The organism is Streptomyces violaceus (genome assembly GCF_036014075.1).
GTDB classification, from domain to species: Bacteria; Actinomycetota; Actinomycetes; order Streptomycetales; family Streptomycetaceae; genus Streptomyces; species Streptomyces violaceus.
This window is the reverse complement of record NZ_CP107911.1, coordinates 2,473,829-2,489,690: the sequence shown is the minus strand read 5'-3', so window position 1 is coordinate 2,489,690 and position 15,862 is coordinate 2,473,829. Positions and strand designations below refer to the sequence as shown.

The following is a 15,862-nucleotide window of genomic DNA, read 5'->3' as shown; positions in this document are numbered from 1 at the left end:
CCACCGTGGACAGTCAGCACTGGCGCGCCACCGTCACGGCGGCGCAGGACGGCGACCGGCAGGCGCTGGACGAGCTGGTCGCGGGCTGGCTGCCGCTGGTCTACAACATCGTGGGCCGGGCCCTGAACGGCCACGCCGACGTCGACGACGTCGTCCAGGAGACCATGCTGCGCGCGGTCGGCAACCTCGGCTCCCTGCGCGACCCGGACAGCTTCCGGTCCTGGCTGGTGGCGATCGCCATGCGGCAGATACGGGACCGGGCGCGCCGCAGGACCCCGGACCGGCTGGAGGAGACGGCGTCCTCCGACTTCGCCGAACTGACCGTGCTGCGGCTTCAGTTGGAGGGGCAGCGACGCGAGGTCGCCGAGGCCGCGCGATGGCTCGACGACGAGGACCGGCAACTGCTGTCGCTGTGGTGGCTGGAGGTCGCGGGCGAACTGACCCGGCGCGAACTGGCCGCCGCCGTCGGCATCACCCGGCAGCACGCCGCCGTGCGCGTCCAGCGGATGAAGGAGCGCCTGGAGACCTCGCGCGGCATCGTCCGCGCCCTGGACGGCGCCTGCGCCGACCTGCGTGAGCTGACCGGCCGCTGGAACGGCCGGCCGGACTCGGTGTGGCGCAAACGGCTGGCCCGGCACATCCGCGGCTGCGGCTACTGCGGCGACACCCGCGAGTCCGTCGTACCGGCGGAACGCCTCCTCGTCGGCATCGCGCTCGTCCCGCTGCCTGTCGGGTTCACCCTGTCGCTCGCCTTCGGCGGCAAGACGGCCGTGGCCGCGGGCAGCGCAGGCTCCGCCGGCTGGTCGGCCAAGCTGCTCGGCGCCCTGACCAAGCCGGCCGTCGCGATGACCGCCGGCGCGACCATCGTCGCGGGCGGCGCCTACGTCGTCACCCAGCCGCCGGACGCCCCGCCGCCCCGGGCAGCGGTCACCCCCACTGCGACGGCATCCACGTCCGGGCCCCCACCGCCCTCCGCCCCGCCCGCCCCGAAGCCCACGCCGACGAAGAAGAAGGCCGACCTCTACGGCACGGTCGTCGACGCCGTCGACCGCGCCCCCGATCCGAACACCCGGCCCGCCGCCCTGCCGCGCCGCCCCGAGCCCGGCATCACCAGCACCGGCGGACCGAAGGCCGTCATGCAGCACCGGGGCGACAGCGTGACGCTGAGCGGCCGGGGCTATGTCCTGGTCCGCTGGCAGATCTCGCCCAAGTCCCGGCCCGGCGCGCTGGTCATGCCCTCCTGGACCGGTCTGAAGGGCAAGGTCTTCCACGTGGCGTCCGGCGGCTGGCGCCGGATGGACGACCCGCTGCCCGGCGCCCCGAACGGCTACGCCACCGGCATGGGCGGGCCGGCCATCGGATACGCCGAACTGCCGTCAGGCACCCAGCAGATGTGGCAGAACGAGTACTTCTACGTCGACGGCACCGTCACCCTCACCCAGAACGAACGGGGCTGCGACTACGGCCTGACCGTCTTGCCGTCGAACCGGCAGGCCGTGGAGGAAGACATCAACGCGGGTCCCGCCCAGGGCGCCCTCCGCTACGGCCTCGTCCGCGACACCGGCACGGACAGCGCGCCGGTGCCGCAGTACGTCACACGCTCGACGCCGGCCGATCCGGCGACGGTGCCGCAGCGCTCGCGCGTGTAGCGCACAGCACGTCGATGCGGTTGGTCGTGATCGAGTCCACCCCGGCCGCCAGGAGCCGCCGCATGGAGCGGCGGGTGTCGGGGGTCCACACGGACAGCAGGTACCCGTCGCGGTGCACCCGCTCGGCGAGGGGCCGGTCCACCAGGGAGAAACGGTAGTTGAGCCAGCGCGGGCGGATCGCCTCCAGCAGGACCGGCCGCGGCGGGGCCAGGGTCGTCCAGGTCAGGGCGATCTCCGCTTCCGGGTCCGCCGCGCGCACGGCGAGCATGGCGTCGGCGCCCGCGCAGTAGTACACGCGGTCCGCCGCCCCGGCTTCCCGTACGGCGTCCATGACCCGGCGCACCGCCCGCACGCCGGGCGAGCCGGGCAGGTCGATCATCACCCGGTGCCCGTCGGTCGCGGCCAGCGCCTCCGCCAGGGACGGCACCCCGCCGCCGGTCAGCCCGCGCACCTCCTCCCAGGACAGCGCGCGCACCGGCCGCTCCTGCTCCCAGAGCCGCTTCAGCGTCTCGTCGTGCAGCAGCACCGGCACGCCGTCCCGGGTGAGGCGTACGTCGATCTCCACCGCGTCCGCGCCCCGTCGAAGCGCGGATCGCAGTGAGGCGACGGTGTTCTCGTGGTGCCGGTAGGGGTCGCCCCGGTGGCCGACGGCGAGGGGGACGGGGGTCACCGGTCGAGCCACCCCGCGGTGTACGTGTCGATCTCGCCCTTGATCCGGGCCTTGCCCGCCGCGTCCAGGAAGGACACCTCGACGGCGTTCTTCGCCAGCTCGGACAGGCCCCGCTCGTCGAGGCCGAGCAGCCGCGCGGCCACCGCGTACTCGTTGTCGAGGTCGGTGCCGAACATCGGCGGGTCGTCGGAGTTGATCGTGACGAGGACCCCGGCCTCGACGAACTCCCTGATGGGGTGCTCGTCGAGGGTGCGGACCGCGCGCGTGGCGATGTTGGACGTGGGGCACACCTCCAGCGGGATCCGGTGCTCGGCGAGGTGCGCGAGGAGCTTCGGGTCCTGCGCGGAGCTGGTGCCGTGGCCGATGCGCTCGGCCCGCAGATGCGTGAGGGCGTCCCACACCGTCTCCGGGCCGGTGGTCTCGCCCGCGTGCGGTACGGAGTGCAGCCCGGCCGCGATCGCCCGGTCGAAGTACGGCTTGAACTGCGGACGCGGCACGCCGACTTCGGGCCCGCCCAGGCCGAAGGAGACCAGGCCCTCCGGGCGCAGCCGCTCGTCGGTGGCGAGCCGGGTCGTCTCCTCGGCGGCCTCCAGGCCCGCCTCGCCGGGGATGTCGAAGCACCAGCGCAGCACGGTCCCGAACTCGGCCTCGGCGGCCTTGCGGGCGTCCTCGATCGCGTCCATGAAGGCACGTTCGTCGATGCCGCGGCGGGTGGAGGAGAACGGGGTGATGGTCAGCTCGGCGTACCGCACCTGCTGCCGGGCCAGGTCACGGGCCACCTCGTAGGTCAGCAGCCGGACGTCCTCCGGGGTGCGGATCAGATCGACGACCGACAGGTACACCTCGACGAAGTGGGCGAAGTCGGTGAAGGTGAAGTAGTCGACCAGGGCAGCGGGATCGGTCGGCACCTTGGAGTCGGGATGCCGGGCGGCCAGCTCGGACACGATCCGGGGGGAGGCGGAGCCCACGTGGTGCACATGCAGTTCGGCCTTGGGCAGTTCCGCGATGAACGCCGTGAGGTCGCGCGGGGCGTGGGGGTCGACGAGATGCTGGGTCAAGGGTTCCTCCCCGGAACGGCGCCCCTGCCGGCGCGAGGCGGGCGGGCGCGGGTGATCGGCTGATCGATGACTCGGAGTCATCGTATGCCGTGGGTGCGTCGCCCTTCTTTTTCAGGGGCGCGGGGAACTGCGCGACCAGCCCCAACGCACCCGCACTGTGGCACGCGCCGAACCGCCCCGTAGCATGACGGCACGATCGACCCAGGGGGGATACAACATGTCGGACGCGACGCAACCCGGCGGAGGCGGCCACGACCCGTGGGCGCCCCCGGAGAACCGGCCGTCACTCGAGAAGGACCAGCCGCCCACCGCGGGGCCGCCGTCCGTGCACGACCAGGCCACGGTCACCTCCATGCCCAGCGCCGGCTTCACCCCGCCCACCGGCACACCGCAGTTCGACCACACCGGCTCCGGCCCCACCGTCCCGCCCCCGCCCGCGGCCCCCGGCGGCTACGGCTACCCCGGCTACCCCCAGGCGGGCTCCGGCTACCCCCAGAGCGGCTACGGCTGGCCCGGCATGCCCCCGGCCCCCCAGAACGGCATGGGCATCGCGGCGATGGTGCTCGGCATCGTCTCCTGCACCCTCTTCTGCCTGTACGGCATCGTCTCCCTGGTCACCGGCATCCTCGCCGTGGTCTTCGGCATCAAGGGCCGCAAGCGGGCCGAGGCGGGAGTGGCCACCAACCACGGCCAGGCCCAGGCGGGTCTGATCATGGGCATCATCGGGATCATCCTCGGCATCACGGTGATCGTCCTGATCGCCGTCGGCATCACGGCCGCGATCAACAGCGACACCTCGTCCGACGACGACCCGTACTACGGCGCCCACGGCCCCGTGGCCACCGCCCCGTCCCACCGCTGAAACACCCGTCCTCCTCGGCGGACTTGGCTACTACGATGCCCTGGTCTGACAACGGAGGGGAGATCGTCCATGTCCAACACCAACCCCACACCCGGTGGGTTCGGTCCGCCGTCCCAGCCCCCGCAGCAGCCGGCCCCTGGCTACGGCTATCCGCAGCAGTCCGGCCCGGGCTACGGCTACCCCCAGGGCAGCCCCGGCTACCCGGCCGCGCCGCCCGCCGCCTACCCGCAGGCGCCCGGCTACGCGATGCCCGCGCAGCCGAGCAACGGCATGGGAACCACCGGACTGGTGCTGGGCATCATCGGCGTGGTCTGCAGCGTGACCTTCCTGCTGTGGTTCTTCGGCGTGATCCTGGGCATCCTCGCGATCATCTTCGGCGCCATCGGCCGCGGCAAGGCCACCCGCGGTGAGGCCACCAACAAGGGCGCGGCGACCGCCGGCCTGGTCTGCGGCATCATCGCGACCGTGATCCTGCCGCTGCTCGGTTTCCTGCTCTTCGCCAGCATCATGGGCGGACTCGGCGCGGCGAGCTGAAGCCGCCGCTCACAGGGGGCCGGTCCCATGGGCCGGCCCCTCACTCATGACTCATGCCCGCACTCAGACCCCGCGCAGCCGCTCCCGCGCCGCCATGAGCGCGAACCCCAGCAGGTTCGGCCCCCGCCACCGCTCCGGATCCGACGCCGCCTCGTCGTCTGCGGCCAGCCCGATGCCCCACACCCGGTCCACGGGGCTGGCCTCGACCAGCACGCTCTCGCCCGTGTTCAGCAGGAACTCCCGCAGCTCGGGGTGCGCGGCGAACTTGTGGACGCTGCCGTCCACGACGATCCGGAACCGCTCCCGCTCCCATAGCGCCTCGTCGAAACCACGCACCAGCCGCCCGGCCTTCTTCGCCTCGGCGGGATGCCCGGCGGCCAGCACGGCACGCTCCGCCGCCGCGTCCCCGAACAGCCGGGCCTTGCCCGCCATCATCCAGTGCTCGGCCGTCGCGTACTCCACGCCGGCCACCGTGAACGGCGCGGGCCACCACTGGCTCAGACAGCTCGGCCCGATCAGGCCGTCCGGCCGTGGCCGGTGCCCCCAGAAGTGCAGATACCTGATCCTCGCCCCGCCGCGGGACGCCCTGATCAGGGCCTCCCGGGAAGCGACCGCCCCCGTGATCTTCTCCATGCACGCGAGTCTGGCACGCACCACTGACACACCGTCCTGCCTTTTCGCGGCGGACTCGACACCTGGTCGACAGATTCCGTCGCGTAACCAAAAATCAACAACGGAATCACTTGTTGGCGTGTCATTGCTCTGTCAGGATCGGCACTCAAATCGAGCCTGAGCCACGCCGGCCCCACCAGGGGACACGGAGGAGAGCCACATGCACAACCCGGGCAACGCCACCCCGGACCGATTTCCGGCCGCGGAGCGCTTCGAGGAGGGCGCGCAGTTCATCGCGGGCCGTCTGACCAGGGGTACCTCCGGCCGTACCCACGCGGTCGTCGACCCGGCGTCGGGCGAGGAGGTCCTCCGCTACGAACTGGCCGGCACGTCCGACGTCGACCGGGCCGTCGCCGCAGCGCACGAGGCCTTCCCCGGCTGGGCGGGGGCCACGCCCGGCGAGCGTTCCGACGCCCTGCACCGGTTCGCCGCGGTCCTGGCCGACCGGGCCGAGGACTTCGCCCGTGCCGAGTCGCTGCAGTGCGGAAAGCCGCTGAAGCTGTCCCGCGAGTTCGACGTCCCCGGGACCATCGACAACACCGCCTTCTTCGCCGGTGCCGCACGGCATCTCCAAGGGCAGTCCGCCGGTGAGTACTCCGGGGACCACACGTCGTACATCCGGCGCGAGCCCATCGGCGTCGTCGGGTCGATCGCGCCCTGGAACTATCCCCTCCAGATGGCCGCCTGGAAGGTCCTCCCGGCGATCGCGGCGGGCAACACCATCGTCCTGAAGCCCGCCGAGCTCACCCCGCTGACCTCGCTGCTCTTCGCCCGGGCGGCCACGGACGCCGGGATCCCGGACGGTGTGATCAACATCGTCACTGGCACCGGCAGGGAGGCCGGGGAGCACCTGGTCGGCCATCCCGACGTGGCCATGACCTCCTTCACCGGCTCCACCGCCGTGGGCAAGCGCGTCGCGGAGATCGCCACCGCCACCGTCAAGCGCCTCCATCTGGAGCTCGGCGGCAAGGCGCCCTTCGTGGTCTTCGACGACGCCGATCTCGAGGCCGCCGCCCACGGCGCGGTCGCGGGCTCCCTCATCAACACCGGGCAGGACTGCACGGCGGCCACCCGCGCTTACGTGCAGCGGCCGCTGTACGAGGCCTTCGTGGAGCGGACCGCCGCGCTGATGGAGAGCGTCCGGCTCGGTGATCCCTTCGCCCCCGGCACCGACCTCGGGCCGCTGATCTCGCACGTCCAGCGGGACCGGGTCGCCGGTTTCGTCGACCGGGCGCGGGCCTACGCGCGCGTGGTGACCGGCGGAGAAGCGCCCGGGGGCGAGCTGGCCAAGGGCGCCTACTACCGGCCCACCCTCATCGCCGACGCCGCCCAGGACAGCGAGGTCGTCCAGTCGGAGATCTTCGGACCCGTCCTGGTCGTGCTGCCCTTCGACACCGACGACGAGGGCATCGCACTCGCCAACGACACGCCGTACGGGCTCGCGGCCTCCGCCTGGAGCCGGGACGTGTACCGGGCCAACCGGGCCACGCGCGAGATCAAGGCGGGCTGTGTCTGGGTCAACGACCACATCCCGATCATCAGCGAGATGCCGCACGGCGGTCACAAGTCCTCCGGCTACGGCAAGGACATGTCCGCGTACTCGTTCGAGGAGTACACCCAGATCAAGCACGTCATGTTCGACAACACCGCGGTGGCCGCCAAGGACTGGCACCGCACCGTCTTCGGGGACCGCTAGCCGTATCAGGCCGCCTGACCAGCGGCCGCCCACCCTCCGAAAGGGCACCACGCGCATGGAGCAGTACGAGCCCGACCGCCTGTCCCCGGCCCAAGTGGCCGCGATGCGGCGCAGCTTCAGGAACGGCAGGGCCGCCCTCACCCGGCGGTCCCTGCTCCGCGCCTCCGCCGGCGGGGCCCTCGCGGCCGGCGGACTCGGGACGCTGAGCGCCTGCGGCATCCCGGCGGCGGGCAAGTCGCAGGGCGGCGTCTCGGCCGAGGACCACTCGGCGAAGGAGAAGACGGTCGCCTTCTCCAACTGGACCGAGTACATGGACGTCGACGACAGCGGCAAGCACCATCCGACGCTGGAGCAGTTCACCAAGCGCACCGGCATCAAGGTCAAGTACACCGAGGACATCAACGACAACAACGAGTTCTTCGGCAAGATCAAGCCGCAGCTCGCCGCGGGCCAGGACACCGGCCGGGACCTGATCGTCCTCACCGACTGGCTGGCCGGACGGCTCATCCGCCTCGGCTGGGCGCAGAAGCTCGACCCGGCCAACCTGCCGCACGCCTACGCCAACCTGTCGGCCCAGTTCCGCAGCCCCGACTGGGACCCGGGCCGCGCCTACTCCTACGTCTGGCAGGGAATCTCCACCGTCATCGCGTACAACAAGAAGGCCCTCGACGGCGTCGAGGTGAAGTCGCTCTCCGACCTGCTGGACAACCCGAAGCTCAAGGGGCGCGTGGGCTTCCTCTCGGAGATGCGCGACAGCGTCGGCATGACGCTGCTCGACATGGGCAAGGACCCGGCGAAGTTCACCGCCGACGACTACGACGCCGCCATCGCCCGGCTCCAGAAGGCCGTCGACAAGGGCCAGATCCGCCGCTTCACCGGCAACGACTACACCTCGGACCTGACCAGCGGCGACTTCGCGGCCTGCGTCGCCTGGGCCGGTGACGTCGTCCAGCTCAAGGCGGACAGCCCCGACATCGACTTCCTCGTCCCGGACAGCGGCTACATGACGTCGACCGACAACCTGCTGATCCCCAACAAGGCCCGTCACAAGACGAACGCCGAGCGGCTCATCGACTTCTACTACGAGCCGAAGCCGGCCGCCGAACTCGCCGCGTACATCAACTACGTGTGCCCCGTCGACGGGGTGAAGGCCGAGCTGGAGAAGATCGACAAGGACGCGGCGAACAACCCGCTGATCATCCCCGACAAGGCCATGGCCGCGAAGTCCCACGCCTTCCGCTCGCTGAGCTCGAAGGAAGAGACCGAGTTCGAAGCGAAGTTCGCGAAGCTGACGGGGGCGTGACCACCATGACGAACAAGACAGACCCCACCGGCGACGTCCGCCTCAAGGGCATCGGCAAGGCCTACGGCGCCTTCACCGCCGTCCACCCGCTCGACCTGACCGTGCCGCAGGGCTCCTTCTTCGCCCTGCTCGGCGCCTCCGGCTGCGGCAAGACCACCACCCTGCGCATGATCGCCGGCCTGGAGGAACCTTCCTCCGGGACCGTGTCGCTGGGCGACCAGGACGTGACGGCGCTCCCGCCGTACAAGCGGCCGGTGAACACGGTCTTCCAGTCGTACGCCCTCTTCCCGCACCTCGACATCTTCGAGAACGTCGCCTTCGGTCTGCGCCGGCGCGGCGTCAAGTCCGTGAAGAAGCAGGTCGGGGAGATGCTCGACCTGGTGCAGCTCGGCGAGCAGGCCCGTAAGAAGCCGCACCAGCTCTCCGGCGGCCAGCAGCAGCGCGTCGCCGTGGCCCGCGCGCTGATCAACCACCCCAAGGTGCTCCTGCTCGACGAGCCGCTCGGCGCCCTCGACCTGAAGCTGCGCCGCCAGATGCAGCTGGAGCTCAAGCGCATCCAGACCGAGGTCGGCATCACCTTCGTGCACGTCACGCACGACCAGGAGGAGGCCATGACCATGGCCGACACGGTCGCCGTGATGAACGCGGGCCGCGTGGAGCAGCTGGGCGCGCCCACCGACCTCTACGAGAACCCGCGCACCACCTTCGTCGCCAACTTCCTCGGCACCTCCAACTTCATCGAGGCCGAGATCGACTCCAAGAGCGGGGAGGAGATCGTGCTGAAGGCGGGCGGCGGCAAGCTCGTCCTGCCCGAGGCCCGGTGCGGCGCGCCCACGACGACCGGCGGCAAGGTGCTGGTCGGCGTCCGCCCCGAGAAAATATCCCTCGCCCACGCGGACGACGCCGGCGAGATACCCGAGGGCCGCAACCGCATCACCGGCCGGATCTCCGACTCCAGCTTCATCGGCGTCTCCACGCAGTACGTCGTCGACAGCCCGGTCTGTTCCGACTTCGAGGTCTACGCCCAGAACATCGACCGCGACCCCCGGCTGGTGCCCGGCGCCGAGGTCGTCCTGCACTGGAACCCGGCCCACACCTTCGGCCTGGACGCCGCCCAGGACGCCGACGCGGGAGTGGAAGAGGCCGTCTGATGTCCACACTCACCGAGGCGCCACCGCCCCTCGCGCCGGAAGCGCCCGAGCCGAAGCCCCCGAAGCGCAGGGGCCGCTGGACGCCGTACTGGCTGCTGCTGCCCGGCATCCTCTGGCTGCTGGTCTTCTTCGCGCTGCCGATGATCTACCAGGCCTCCACGTCCGTGCAGACGGGCTCACTGGAGGAGGGCTACAAGGTCACCTGGCACTTCGCCACGTACTGGGACGCGCTGTCCGCGTACTGGCCGCAGTTCGTCCGGTCGGTGCTCTACGCGGGCACCGCCACGATCCTGTGCCTGCTGCTCGGCTACCCGCTCGCGTATCTGATCGCCTTCCGCGCGGGCCGCTGGCGGAACCTGATCATGATCCTGGTGATCGCGCCGTTCTTCACCAGCTTCCTGATCCGCACCCTGGCCTGGAAGACGATCCTCGCGGACGGCGGACCGCTCGTCGGCGCGCTCGACACCCTGCACGTCCTGGACGTCACCAACTGGCTCGGCTGGACCGCCGGCGACCGCGTCCTGGCCACGCCGCTCGCGGTGGTCTGCGGTCTGACGTACAACTTCCTGCCGTTCATGATCCTGCCGCTCTACACCTCGCTGGAGCGCATCGACGGCCGGCTGCACGAGGCGGCGGGCGATCTGTACGCCCGGCCCTGGACGACCTTCCGCACGGTCACCTTTCCGCTGTCGATGCCGGGTGTCGTCTCCGGCACGCTGCTCACCTTCATCCCGGCGACCGGCGACTACGTCAACGCCGACCTTCTCGGCTCCACGGACACCCGCATGGTCGGAAACGTCATCCAGACCCAGTTCCTGAGAGTGCTGGACTATCCGACGGCCGCGGCACTCTCCTTCATTCTCATGGCGGCCATTCTGCTCATGGTCACCCTCTACATCCGCAGGTCGGGGACGGAGGATCTGGTCTAATGCCCTTCGTCAACTGGCTCAAGAGAAATCTCGTCGTCATCGCGGGACTGCTGACACTCGGCTATCTCCTGCTGCCGAACGTCATCGTGACGGTGTTCTCCTTCAACAAACCGAAGGGGCGCTTCAACTACGAATGGCAGCGGTTCTCCCTGGACGCCTGGAAAGATCCGTGCGGGGTCTCCGACCTCTGCGGCTCGCTGTCGATCAGCCTCCAGATCGCGGTCTGGGCGACGCTCGGTGCCACGCTCCTCGGCACCCTGATCGCCTTCGCGCTGGTCCGCTACCGGTTCCGCGCCCGCGGTGCCGTGAACTCGCTGATCTTCCTGCCGATGGCGATGCCCGAGGTGGTCATGGCCGCCTCGCTGCTCACCCTGTTCCTCAACATGGGCGCCCAGTTGGGTTTCTGGACGATTCTCATCGCGCACATCATGTTCTGCCTGAGTTTCGTGGTCACGGCCGTCAAGGCGCGCGTGATGTCGATGGACCCCAAACTGGAGGAGGCGGCACGGGACCTGTACGCGGGCCCGGTGCAGACCTTTGTGCGGGTCACCCTGCCGATCGCCGCCCCCGGAATCGCGGCGGGCGCCCTGCTCGCCTTCGCCCTCTCCTTCGACGACTTCATCATCACCAATTTCAACGCCGGCTCGACCGTCACCTTCCCCATGTTCGTCTGGGGCTCGGCGCAGCGCGGAACGCCCGTTCAGATCAATGTCATCGGCACGGCCATGTTCGTCGTCGCCGTACTGTTCGTGCTGGCTTCCATGGTCGTCGGAAATCGCCGCAACAGGAAAAAGGCATAACCGTAGGGAGTTGAAATCATGGCCTCGAGCGCCATGAATCAGTGGACTCGGTCGCTCTCCGACGTCCAGCCGGTCCCGTACTGGCTGGACGACCCCGGCCGGCCCCGTCCGGAACCCGCTCTCACCACCTCCGAGACCTGCGACCTGCTAGTCGTCGGCGGCGGCTACAGCGGACTGTGGACGGCGCTGATCGCCAAGGAACGCGACCCGGGCCGGGACGTGGTGCTGGTGGAGGGCCGCGAGGTGGGCTGGGCCGCCTCCGGGCGCAACGGCGGATTCTGCGCCGCCTCCCTCACCCACGGTCTGCCCAACGGCCTCGCCCGCTGGCCCGACGAGATCCACAGGCTCCAAGAGCTCGGCACCCGCAACCTCGACGCGATCGAGGCGGCCGTCTCCCGGCACTCCATCGACTGCGACTTCGAGCGCACCGGCGAGATCGGCGTCGCCACCGAGCCGTACCAGGCGGCGGAACTGCGCGACTGGCACGAGGAGACGGCCCGCCGAGGCCTCGCCGAGGGCGTCGAGTTCCTGGACGCGGAGGCCGTGCGGGAGCAGGTGGACTCACCCACCTTCCAGGCGGGTCTGTGGGACCGCAGGGGCGTGGCCATGCTGCACCCGGCGAAGCTCGCCTGGGGCCTCAAGCAGGCGTGTCTCCGGCTCGGCGTCCGCGTCTACGAGCACACCCCGGCGCTGAACCTGAAGCCGTACGGCCCCGGCATGGCCGTACGCACCCCCTACGGCCGGATCCGCGCCCGCCAGGTCGCCCTCGGCACGAACATCTTCCCGAACCTGGTCAGACGCGTCCGCTCGTACACCGTCCCGGTCTACGACTACGCCCTGATGACCGAGCCGCTCACCGCCGGCCAGCTGGCGTCGATCGGCTGGAAGAACCGCCAAGGGCTCGGCGACAGCGCCAACCAGTTCCACTACTTCCGCCTGTCCGCCGACAACCGGATCCTGTGGGGCGGCTACGACGCGATCTACCCCTACGGCGGCCGCGTCCGCGCCGAGTACGACGACCGACCGGAGACCTACGCCAAGCTCGCCGGGCACTTCTTCACCTGCTTCCCGCAACTGGAGGGCGTCCGCTTCAGCCACGCCTGGGGCGGCGCGATCGACACCTGCTCCCGCTTCTCGGCGTTCTTCGGCACCGCCCATCAGAAGAAGGTCGCCTACGCGGCGGGCTACACGGGCCTGGGCGTCGGCTCCACCCGCTTCGGCGCCGAGGTGATGCTGGACCTGCTGTCCGGTGAGCCCACGGAACGCACGGAACTGGAAATGGTCCGCAAGAAGCCCCTCCCCTTCCCCCCGGAGCCCTTCGCCTGGACGGGCATCGCCCTCACCAAGTGGTCCCTGGCCCGCGCGGACGCCCACGACGGCCGCCGCAACCTGTGGCTGCGCACGATGGACCGGCTGGGGCTCGGCTTCGACAGCTGATCGAGCGGGGTGTGAGCCGGTTCACTCCAACGAGGAGCCGAAACCCGCGTAATGACCGTACGGAGACCCCCTTCTCCCTCGTGACGCCCTCGGGACGCACCGCGCGTCCGCGAGATTCACGATTTTCACGAGAGACCAGGGGGTCTTCCTCATGACCGGTACGAAGACGGCCGTCGAGTGGCTCGCATCCGCCGCACCCGACCCCGAGGCCTGCCGCTGGGAGTGGGAGCGCAACCCGCTCGGGGTCGCCCTGTTGCCGGCCGGCGGCGCCTGGGACGTGCTCATCCTGCCCGGAGACCTCGGCTACGCCACGCTCGACGTACTCACCCGTGTGCTCGACCGGCCCGGACCGGTGCTCGTCGACTTCGGCGACGAGCGCATCGGGTTCTTCGTGCCGCCGGGCACCGCGGCCCGCTGGCTCGGCACGGGCATCAGGACGGCGGGTGCCGGCACCTGGATCGTCGTGCCGTACCCGGGCCGTTCCTCACCCGGCGGCGTCCGCTGGCTGATCCCCCCGGACGGCTCGGGCATGCTGACGGACCCGACGCTGCTGGAACTGGCGATGCACGAGGCGGCGGCGCGGCTGGCGACGGCACAGGGCGACTGAGGGCGCGGGGACGGGGACCTACCGCGGCTGATCGGCTGTCCCTCGCCTGAGGAACAGCCACAGTGAAGACAGCAGTACCGCACACAGACACAGGCTGGCCGCCACGTCCAGGGGCCAGTGGTAGCCACGGCGGACCAGGCCGTAGCCGACGCCGAGCACGAGGGCGACGCAGACGGTGACGAGGGTGAGCCGGGCGAGGGCCGTGCGGAGCCAGGGGAGCAGCAGCAGGGTGGCGCAGCCGTAGGCGATGCCGGCCGTGGCGGTGTGGCCGGAGGGGTAGTAGCCGGTGCCCGGCGGGACGACCGGGGTGCCGGAGCGGTCCGTGAGGTCCTTGAGCGGGATGATCAGCGCCGGGACCAGGGCCATGAGCAGGGCCGCGGCGGTGACCGGCAGCCACCAGCGCTCCGTACGGCGGGTCCGCAGGGCGACGTATCCGAGGGCGACGGCGAGGACCGGGACCGCGACCTGGACGTTGCCGAGGTCGGCGAGGAGTTCGGAGTAGCGGTCCGGATGAACGAGTTCGCGGCTGGCGCGCTCGTCGAGGCGGATGAGCGGGCCGTCGGCGACGACCTGCCAGGTGATCAGGACGAAGAGCAGCGCCGGGAGGCCGAGCAGCAGGGACAGGAAGCGCGAGGATGGCGCGGTGGGCTCGGCGCGGACCTGGTTCCCGGAGATCGGCATGGTACACAGCTTGGCACGGGCACAGATATCCCCTGTTCACCCCGCGCGACCCCAGTGGAGGATCACGTGAACCAGCCGGAGAGCGACGACGGCCTCTTCGACCACTGCCCGTGGCTCTACGCCGAGCAGGCGTCGCAGGCGCAGCGCGCGGCACAGGAGCGGCGTCGGAAGCGGCTCCTCGCGGGGGCCGGGACGGTACGGCTGGGCGAGGGCTGCTTCGTCGCGGAGACGGCCGCCGTGTACCCGGACCACCTGCACCTGGGCGACCGCTCGTACATCGCGGCCCACGCGTATGTCACCGGCGACATACGCACCGGCGCCGACTGCACCATCAACCCCTTCACCGTGGTGCGCGGCACCGTCACCCTCGGGAACGGCGTACGCGTCGGTGCCCACAGCTCGCTGCTCGGCTTCAACCACGGGACCGCGCCCGACCTGCCGGTCCACCGGCAGCCGGTCACCAGCCGCGGGATCACGATCGGCGACGACGTGTGGATCGGCTCGCACGTGGTCGTCCTGGACGGCGTCACCGTCGGCGACCACTGCGTCATAGGCGCCGGCGCGGTCGTCACCAAGGACCTGCCCGCCTGGACGATGGCGGCCGGCAACCCGGCCCGCCGCATCAGGGACCGCCGCGATCCGCGCGAAGCGGGGCCCGGCCGTGGGGCAGAGGGGAGTACGGCACCGGCCAGTACCGCGCCGCGCCCCGCCGGCACCCCCGCCCTCGTCGAGGCGCTCTCGGCCTTCGCCGGGACCGCCCGTGCGCAGGCGGTCGATGTGCTGGACCGCTGCTGGCGGCCGGACACCCGCCGGTATGCCGACCGGCCCGGCGCCGAGCCCACCGTGCGGGCGCAGTGCGACGCCGTCGAGATCGCCGATCTCCTCCTCGGGGACGCGCCGCCTCATCTGCCCGCCGCCGAGCACGTGGCGCGACTGCGCGGCCTCCAGGATCCGGCCACCGGCCTGATACCCGAGTACGGCGCACCGCCGCCGCTCCCCGGCCCGGCCGGAGTGCCGGACGACGGGGCTGCGGCCTATCACGTGCTGTGCGTGGGGTACGCGCTGGACCTGCTCGGCAGTTCCTTCGCCCACCCCGTCCACGCGGTCCGCCGTACCACCGCGGACCAGTTGGTCCCGCACCTGGCCCAACTGCCCTGGCACGACCGTGCCTGGCACGCCGGAGCGTGGGTCGACTCCTGGGCCACCGCCGCGCACTGGAACCTGCGCCTCGGCGCGGAAGCGGCCGCGCCCGGGGCGCTGGAGGCGCTGTTCGGCCGGCTGCACACCCGGGTGGACCGCCGTACCGGCATGTGGGGTTCGCCCACGCCGCGGGACGGACACCTCCAGATGGTCAACGGCTACTACCGGCTCACCCGCGGATCCTTCGCCCAGTTCGGCCTGCCCGTGCCGTACGCGGAGCGCGTGCTCGACACGGTCCTCGACCACGCACGCGACCCCCGCCACTTCGCACCCGGCCGCGAGAACGCCTGCAACATCCTGGACGTGATCCACCCCCTGTGGCTCTGCGCCCGGCAGACCACCCACCGCTGTGAAGAGGCCCGCTCCTGGGCGGCGGCCCAGCTCACCGCCGCCCTGCGCCGCTGGCATCCCGGCCGGGGCTTCGCCTTCGGCCCGGCCCCGGACGGCACCGGCCCGGGCCGCGATTCCGGCCTCCAGGGCACCGAGATGTGGCTCGCGATCATCTGGCTGCTCGCGGATGTCGTCGGTGTCGCCGACGCCCTGGGCTACCGCCCGCGTGGCATCCACCGCCCGGAGCCCGCTCTGCCCGTCTGATTGTCAGTGCCGGGTGCCA

The 15,862-nt window shown here is 71.1% G+C and carries 15 protein-coding genes; 11 read left to right on the top strand and 4 right to left on the bottom strand.

What is annotated here, in order from left to right; genetic code table 11:
• Positions 1-5: 5 nt before the first annotated feature.
• Positions 6-1,649, top strand: a complete 1,644-nt coding sequence (locus OG542_RS10985; RefSeq protein ID WP_328417862.1) for an RNA polymerase sigma factor — start codon at positions 6-8, stop codon at positions 1,647-1,649.
• Here the strand turns inward: OG542_RS10985 and OG542_RS10980 are convergent.
• Together OG542_RS10980 and OG542_RS10975 are read right to left on the bottom strand one after the other, a co-directional pair.
• On the bottom strand, positions 1,594-2,319 hold the full coding sequence (locus OG542_RS10980; RefSeq protein ID WP_311127978.1) for a glycerophosphodiester phosphodiesterase: 726 nt from the start codon (positions 2,317-2,319) through the stop codon (positions 1,594-1,596). The genes OG542_RS10985 and OG542_RS10980 overlap by 56 nt on opposite strands.
• The gene (locus OG542_RS10975) at positions 2,316-3,377 is read right to left on the bottom strand and encodes an adenosine deaminase (protein ID WP_408057744.1); all 1,062 of its coding nucleotides are present in this window, start codon (positions 3,375-3,377) and stop codon (positions 2,316-2,318) included. Before OG542_RS10975 ends, OG542_RS10980 begins: the two co-directional genes overlap by 4 nt.
• A gap of 217 nt (positions 3,378-3,594) precedes the next feature.
• Here OG542_RS10975 and OG542_RS10970 point away from each other — a divergent pair, with 217 nt between their 5' ends.
• Both OG542_RS10970 and OG542_RS10965 read left to right on the top strand, forming a co-directional pair.
• Positions 3,595-4,239: a DUF4190 domain-containing protein gene (locus tag OG542_RS10970; protein WP_328410304.1), complete on the top strand. Its 645-nt coding sequence runs from the start codon at positions 3,595-3,597 to the stop codon at positions 4,237-4,239.
• 69 nt (positions 4,240-4,308) lie between these two features.
• The gene (locus OG542_RS10965; protein ID WP_311127981.1) at positions 4,309-4,773 is read left to right on the top strand and encodes a DUF4190 domain-containing protein; all 465 of its coding nucleotides are present in this window, start codon (positions 4,309-4,311) and stop codon (positions 4,771-4,773) included.
• 63 nt (positions 4,774-4,836) lie between these two features.
• Here the strand turns inward: OG542_RS10965 and OG542_RS10960 are convergent, their stop codons facing one another.
• Positions 4,837-5,406: an NADAR family protein gene (locus tag OG542_RS10960; RefSeq protein WP_311127982.1), complete on the bottom strand. Its 570-nt coding sequence runs from the start codon at positions 5,404-5,406 to the stop codon at positions 4,837-4,839.
• A gap of 199 nt (positions 5,407-5,605) precedes the next feature.
• Between OG542_RS10960 and OG542_RS10955 the strand changes: the two genes are divergently transcribed.
• From OG542_RS10955 to OG542_RS10925, 7 genes are all read left to right on the top strand, one after another.
• Positions 5,606-7,141, top strand: a complete 1,536-nt coding sequence (locus tag OG542_RS10955) for a gamma-aminobutyraldehyde dehydrogenase (protein WP_328410301.1) — start codon at positions 5,606-5,608, stop codon at positions 7,139-7,141.
• Between the two features lie 55 nt (positions 7,142-7,196).
• The gene (locus OG542_RS10950) at positions 7,197-8,444 is read left to right on the top strand and encodes a polyamine ABC transporter substrate-binding protein (RefSeq protein ID WP_261682516.1); all 1,248 of its coding nucleotides are present in this window, start codon (positions 7,197-7,199) and stop codon (positions 8,442-8,444) included.
• A 5-nt stretch (positions 8,445-8,449) separates the two neighbouring features.
• Positions 8,450-9,595 (top strand): ABC transporter ATP-binding protein, encoded by a 1,146-nt coding sequence (locus OG542_RS10945; RefSeq protein WP_328410299.1) that lies wholly within the window; start codon positions 8,450-8,452, stop codon positions 9,593-9,595.
• The gene (locus OG542_RS10940) at positions 9,595-10,524 is read left to right on the top strand and encodes an ABC transporter permease (RefSeq protein WP_328410297.1); all 930 of its coding nucleotides are present in this window, start codon (positions 9,595-9,597) and stop codon (positions 10,522-10,524) included. The genes OG542_RS10945 and OG542_RS10940 overlap by 1 nt, the downstream gene beginning before the upstream one ends.
• Positions 10,524-11,324, top strand: coding sequence for an ABC transporter permease (locus OG542_RS10935; protein ID WP_311127986.1), 801 nt, complete (start codon positions 10,524-10,526; stop codon positions 11,322-11,324). The genes OG542_RS10940 and OG542_RS10935 overlap by 1 nt, the downstream gene beginning before the upstream one ends.
• An 18-nt stretch (positions 11,325-11,342) precedes the next feature.
• Positions 11,343-12,761 (top strand): NAD(P)/FAD-dependent oxidoreductase, encoded by a 1,419-nt coding sequence (locus tag OG542_RS10930; RefSeq protein ID WP_328410295.1) that lies wholly within the window; start codon positions 11,343-11,345, stop codon positions 12,759-12,761.
• Between the two features lie 151 nt (positions 12,762-12,912).
• The gene (locus tag OG542_RS10925; RefSeq protein WP_328410293.1) at positions 12,913-13,368 is read left to right on the top strand and encodes a bifunctional DNA primase/polymerase; all 456 of its coding nucleotides are present in this window, start codon (positions 12,913-12,915) and stop codon (positions 13,366-13,368) included.
• Between the two features lie 18 nt (positions 13,369-13,386).
• Here OG542_RS10925 and OG542_RS10920 read toward each other — a convergent pair whose 3' ends face one another.
• Entirely contained in the window at positions 13,387-14,049 is a 663-nt protein-coding gene (locus OG542_RS10920; protein ID WP_328410291.1) for a phosphatase PAP2 family protein, read from the bottom strand.
• 66 nt (positions 14,050-14,115) lie between these two features.
• Here OG542_RS10920 and OG542_RS10915 point away from each other — a divergent pair, with 66 nt between their 5' ends.
• Positions 14,116-15,843, top strand: coding sequence for an acyltransferase (locus tag OG542_RS10915; protein WP_328410289.1), 1,728 nt, complete (start codon positions 14,116-14,118; stop codon positions 15,841-15,843).
• Positions 15,844-15,862 lie beyond the last annotated feature (19 nt).

Bases quoted from the DNA above. Each gene is read 5' to 3' on its own strand.
- OG542_RS10920 (WP_328410291.1), bottom strand. From the start codon at position 14,049: ATGCCGATCTCCGGGAACCAGGTCCGCGCCGAGCCCACCGCGCCATCC.
- OG542_RS10960 (WP_311127982.1), bottom strand. From the start codon at position 5,406: ATGGAGAAGATCACGGGGGCGGTCGCTTCCCGGGAGGCCCTGATCAGG.
- OG542_RS10930 (WP_328410295.1), top strand. From the start codon at position 11,343: ATGGCCTCGAGCGCCATGAATCAGTGGACTCGGTCGCTCTCCGACGTC.
- OG542_RS10950 (WP_261682516.1), top strand. From the start codon at position 7,197: ATGGAGCAGTACGAGCCCGACCGCCTGTCCCCGGCCCAAGTGGCCGCG.
- OG542_RS10965 (WP_311127981.1), top strand. From the start codon at position 4,309: ATGTCCAACACCAACCCCACACCCGGTGGGTTCGGTCCGCCGTCCCAG.
- OG542_RS10940 (WP_328410297.1), top strand. From the start codon at position 9,595: ATGTCCACACTCACCGAGGCGCCACCGCCCCTCGCGCCGGAAGCGCCC.
- OG542_RS10970 (WP_328410304.1), top strand. From the start codon at position 3,595: ATGTCGGACGCGACGCAACCCGGCGGAGGCGGCCACGACCCGTGGGCG.
- OG542_RS10955 (WP_328410301.1), top strand. From the start codon at position 5,606: ATGCACAACCCGGGCAACGCCACCCCGGACCGATTTCCGGCCGCGGAG.
- OG542_RS10925 (WP_328410293.1), top strand. From the start codon at position 12,913: ATGACCGGTACGAAGACGGCCGTCGAGTGGCTCGCATCCGCCGCACCC.
- OG542_RS10945 (WP_328410299.1), top strand. From the start codon at position 8,450: ATGACGAACAAGACAGACCCCACCGGCGACGTCCGCCTCAAGGGCATC.
- OG542_RS10935 (WP_311127986.1), top strand. From the start codon at position 10,524: ATGCCCTTCGTCAACTGGCTCAAGAGAAATCTCGTCGTCATCGCGGGA.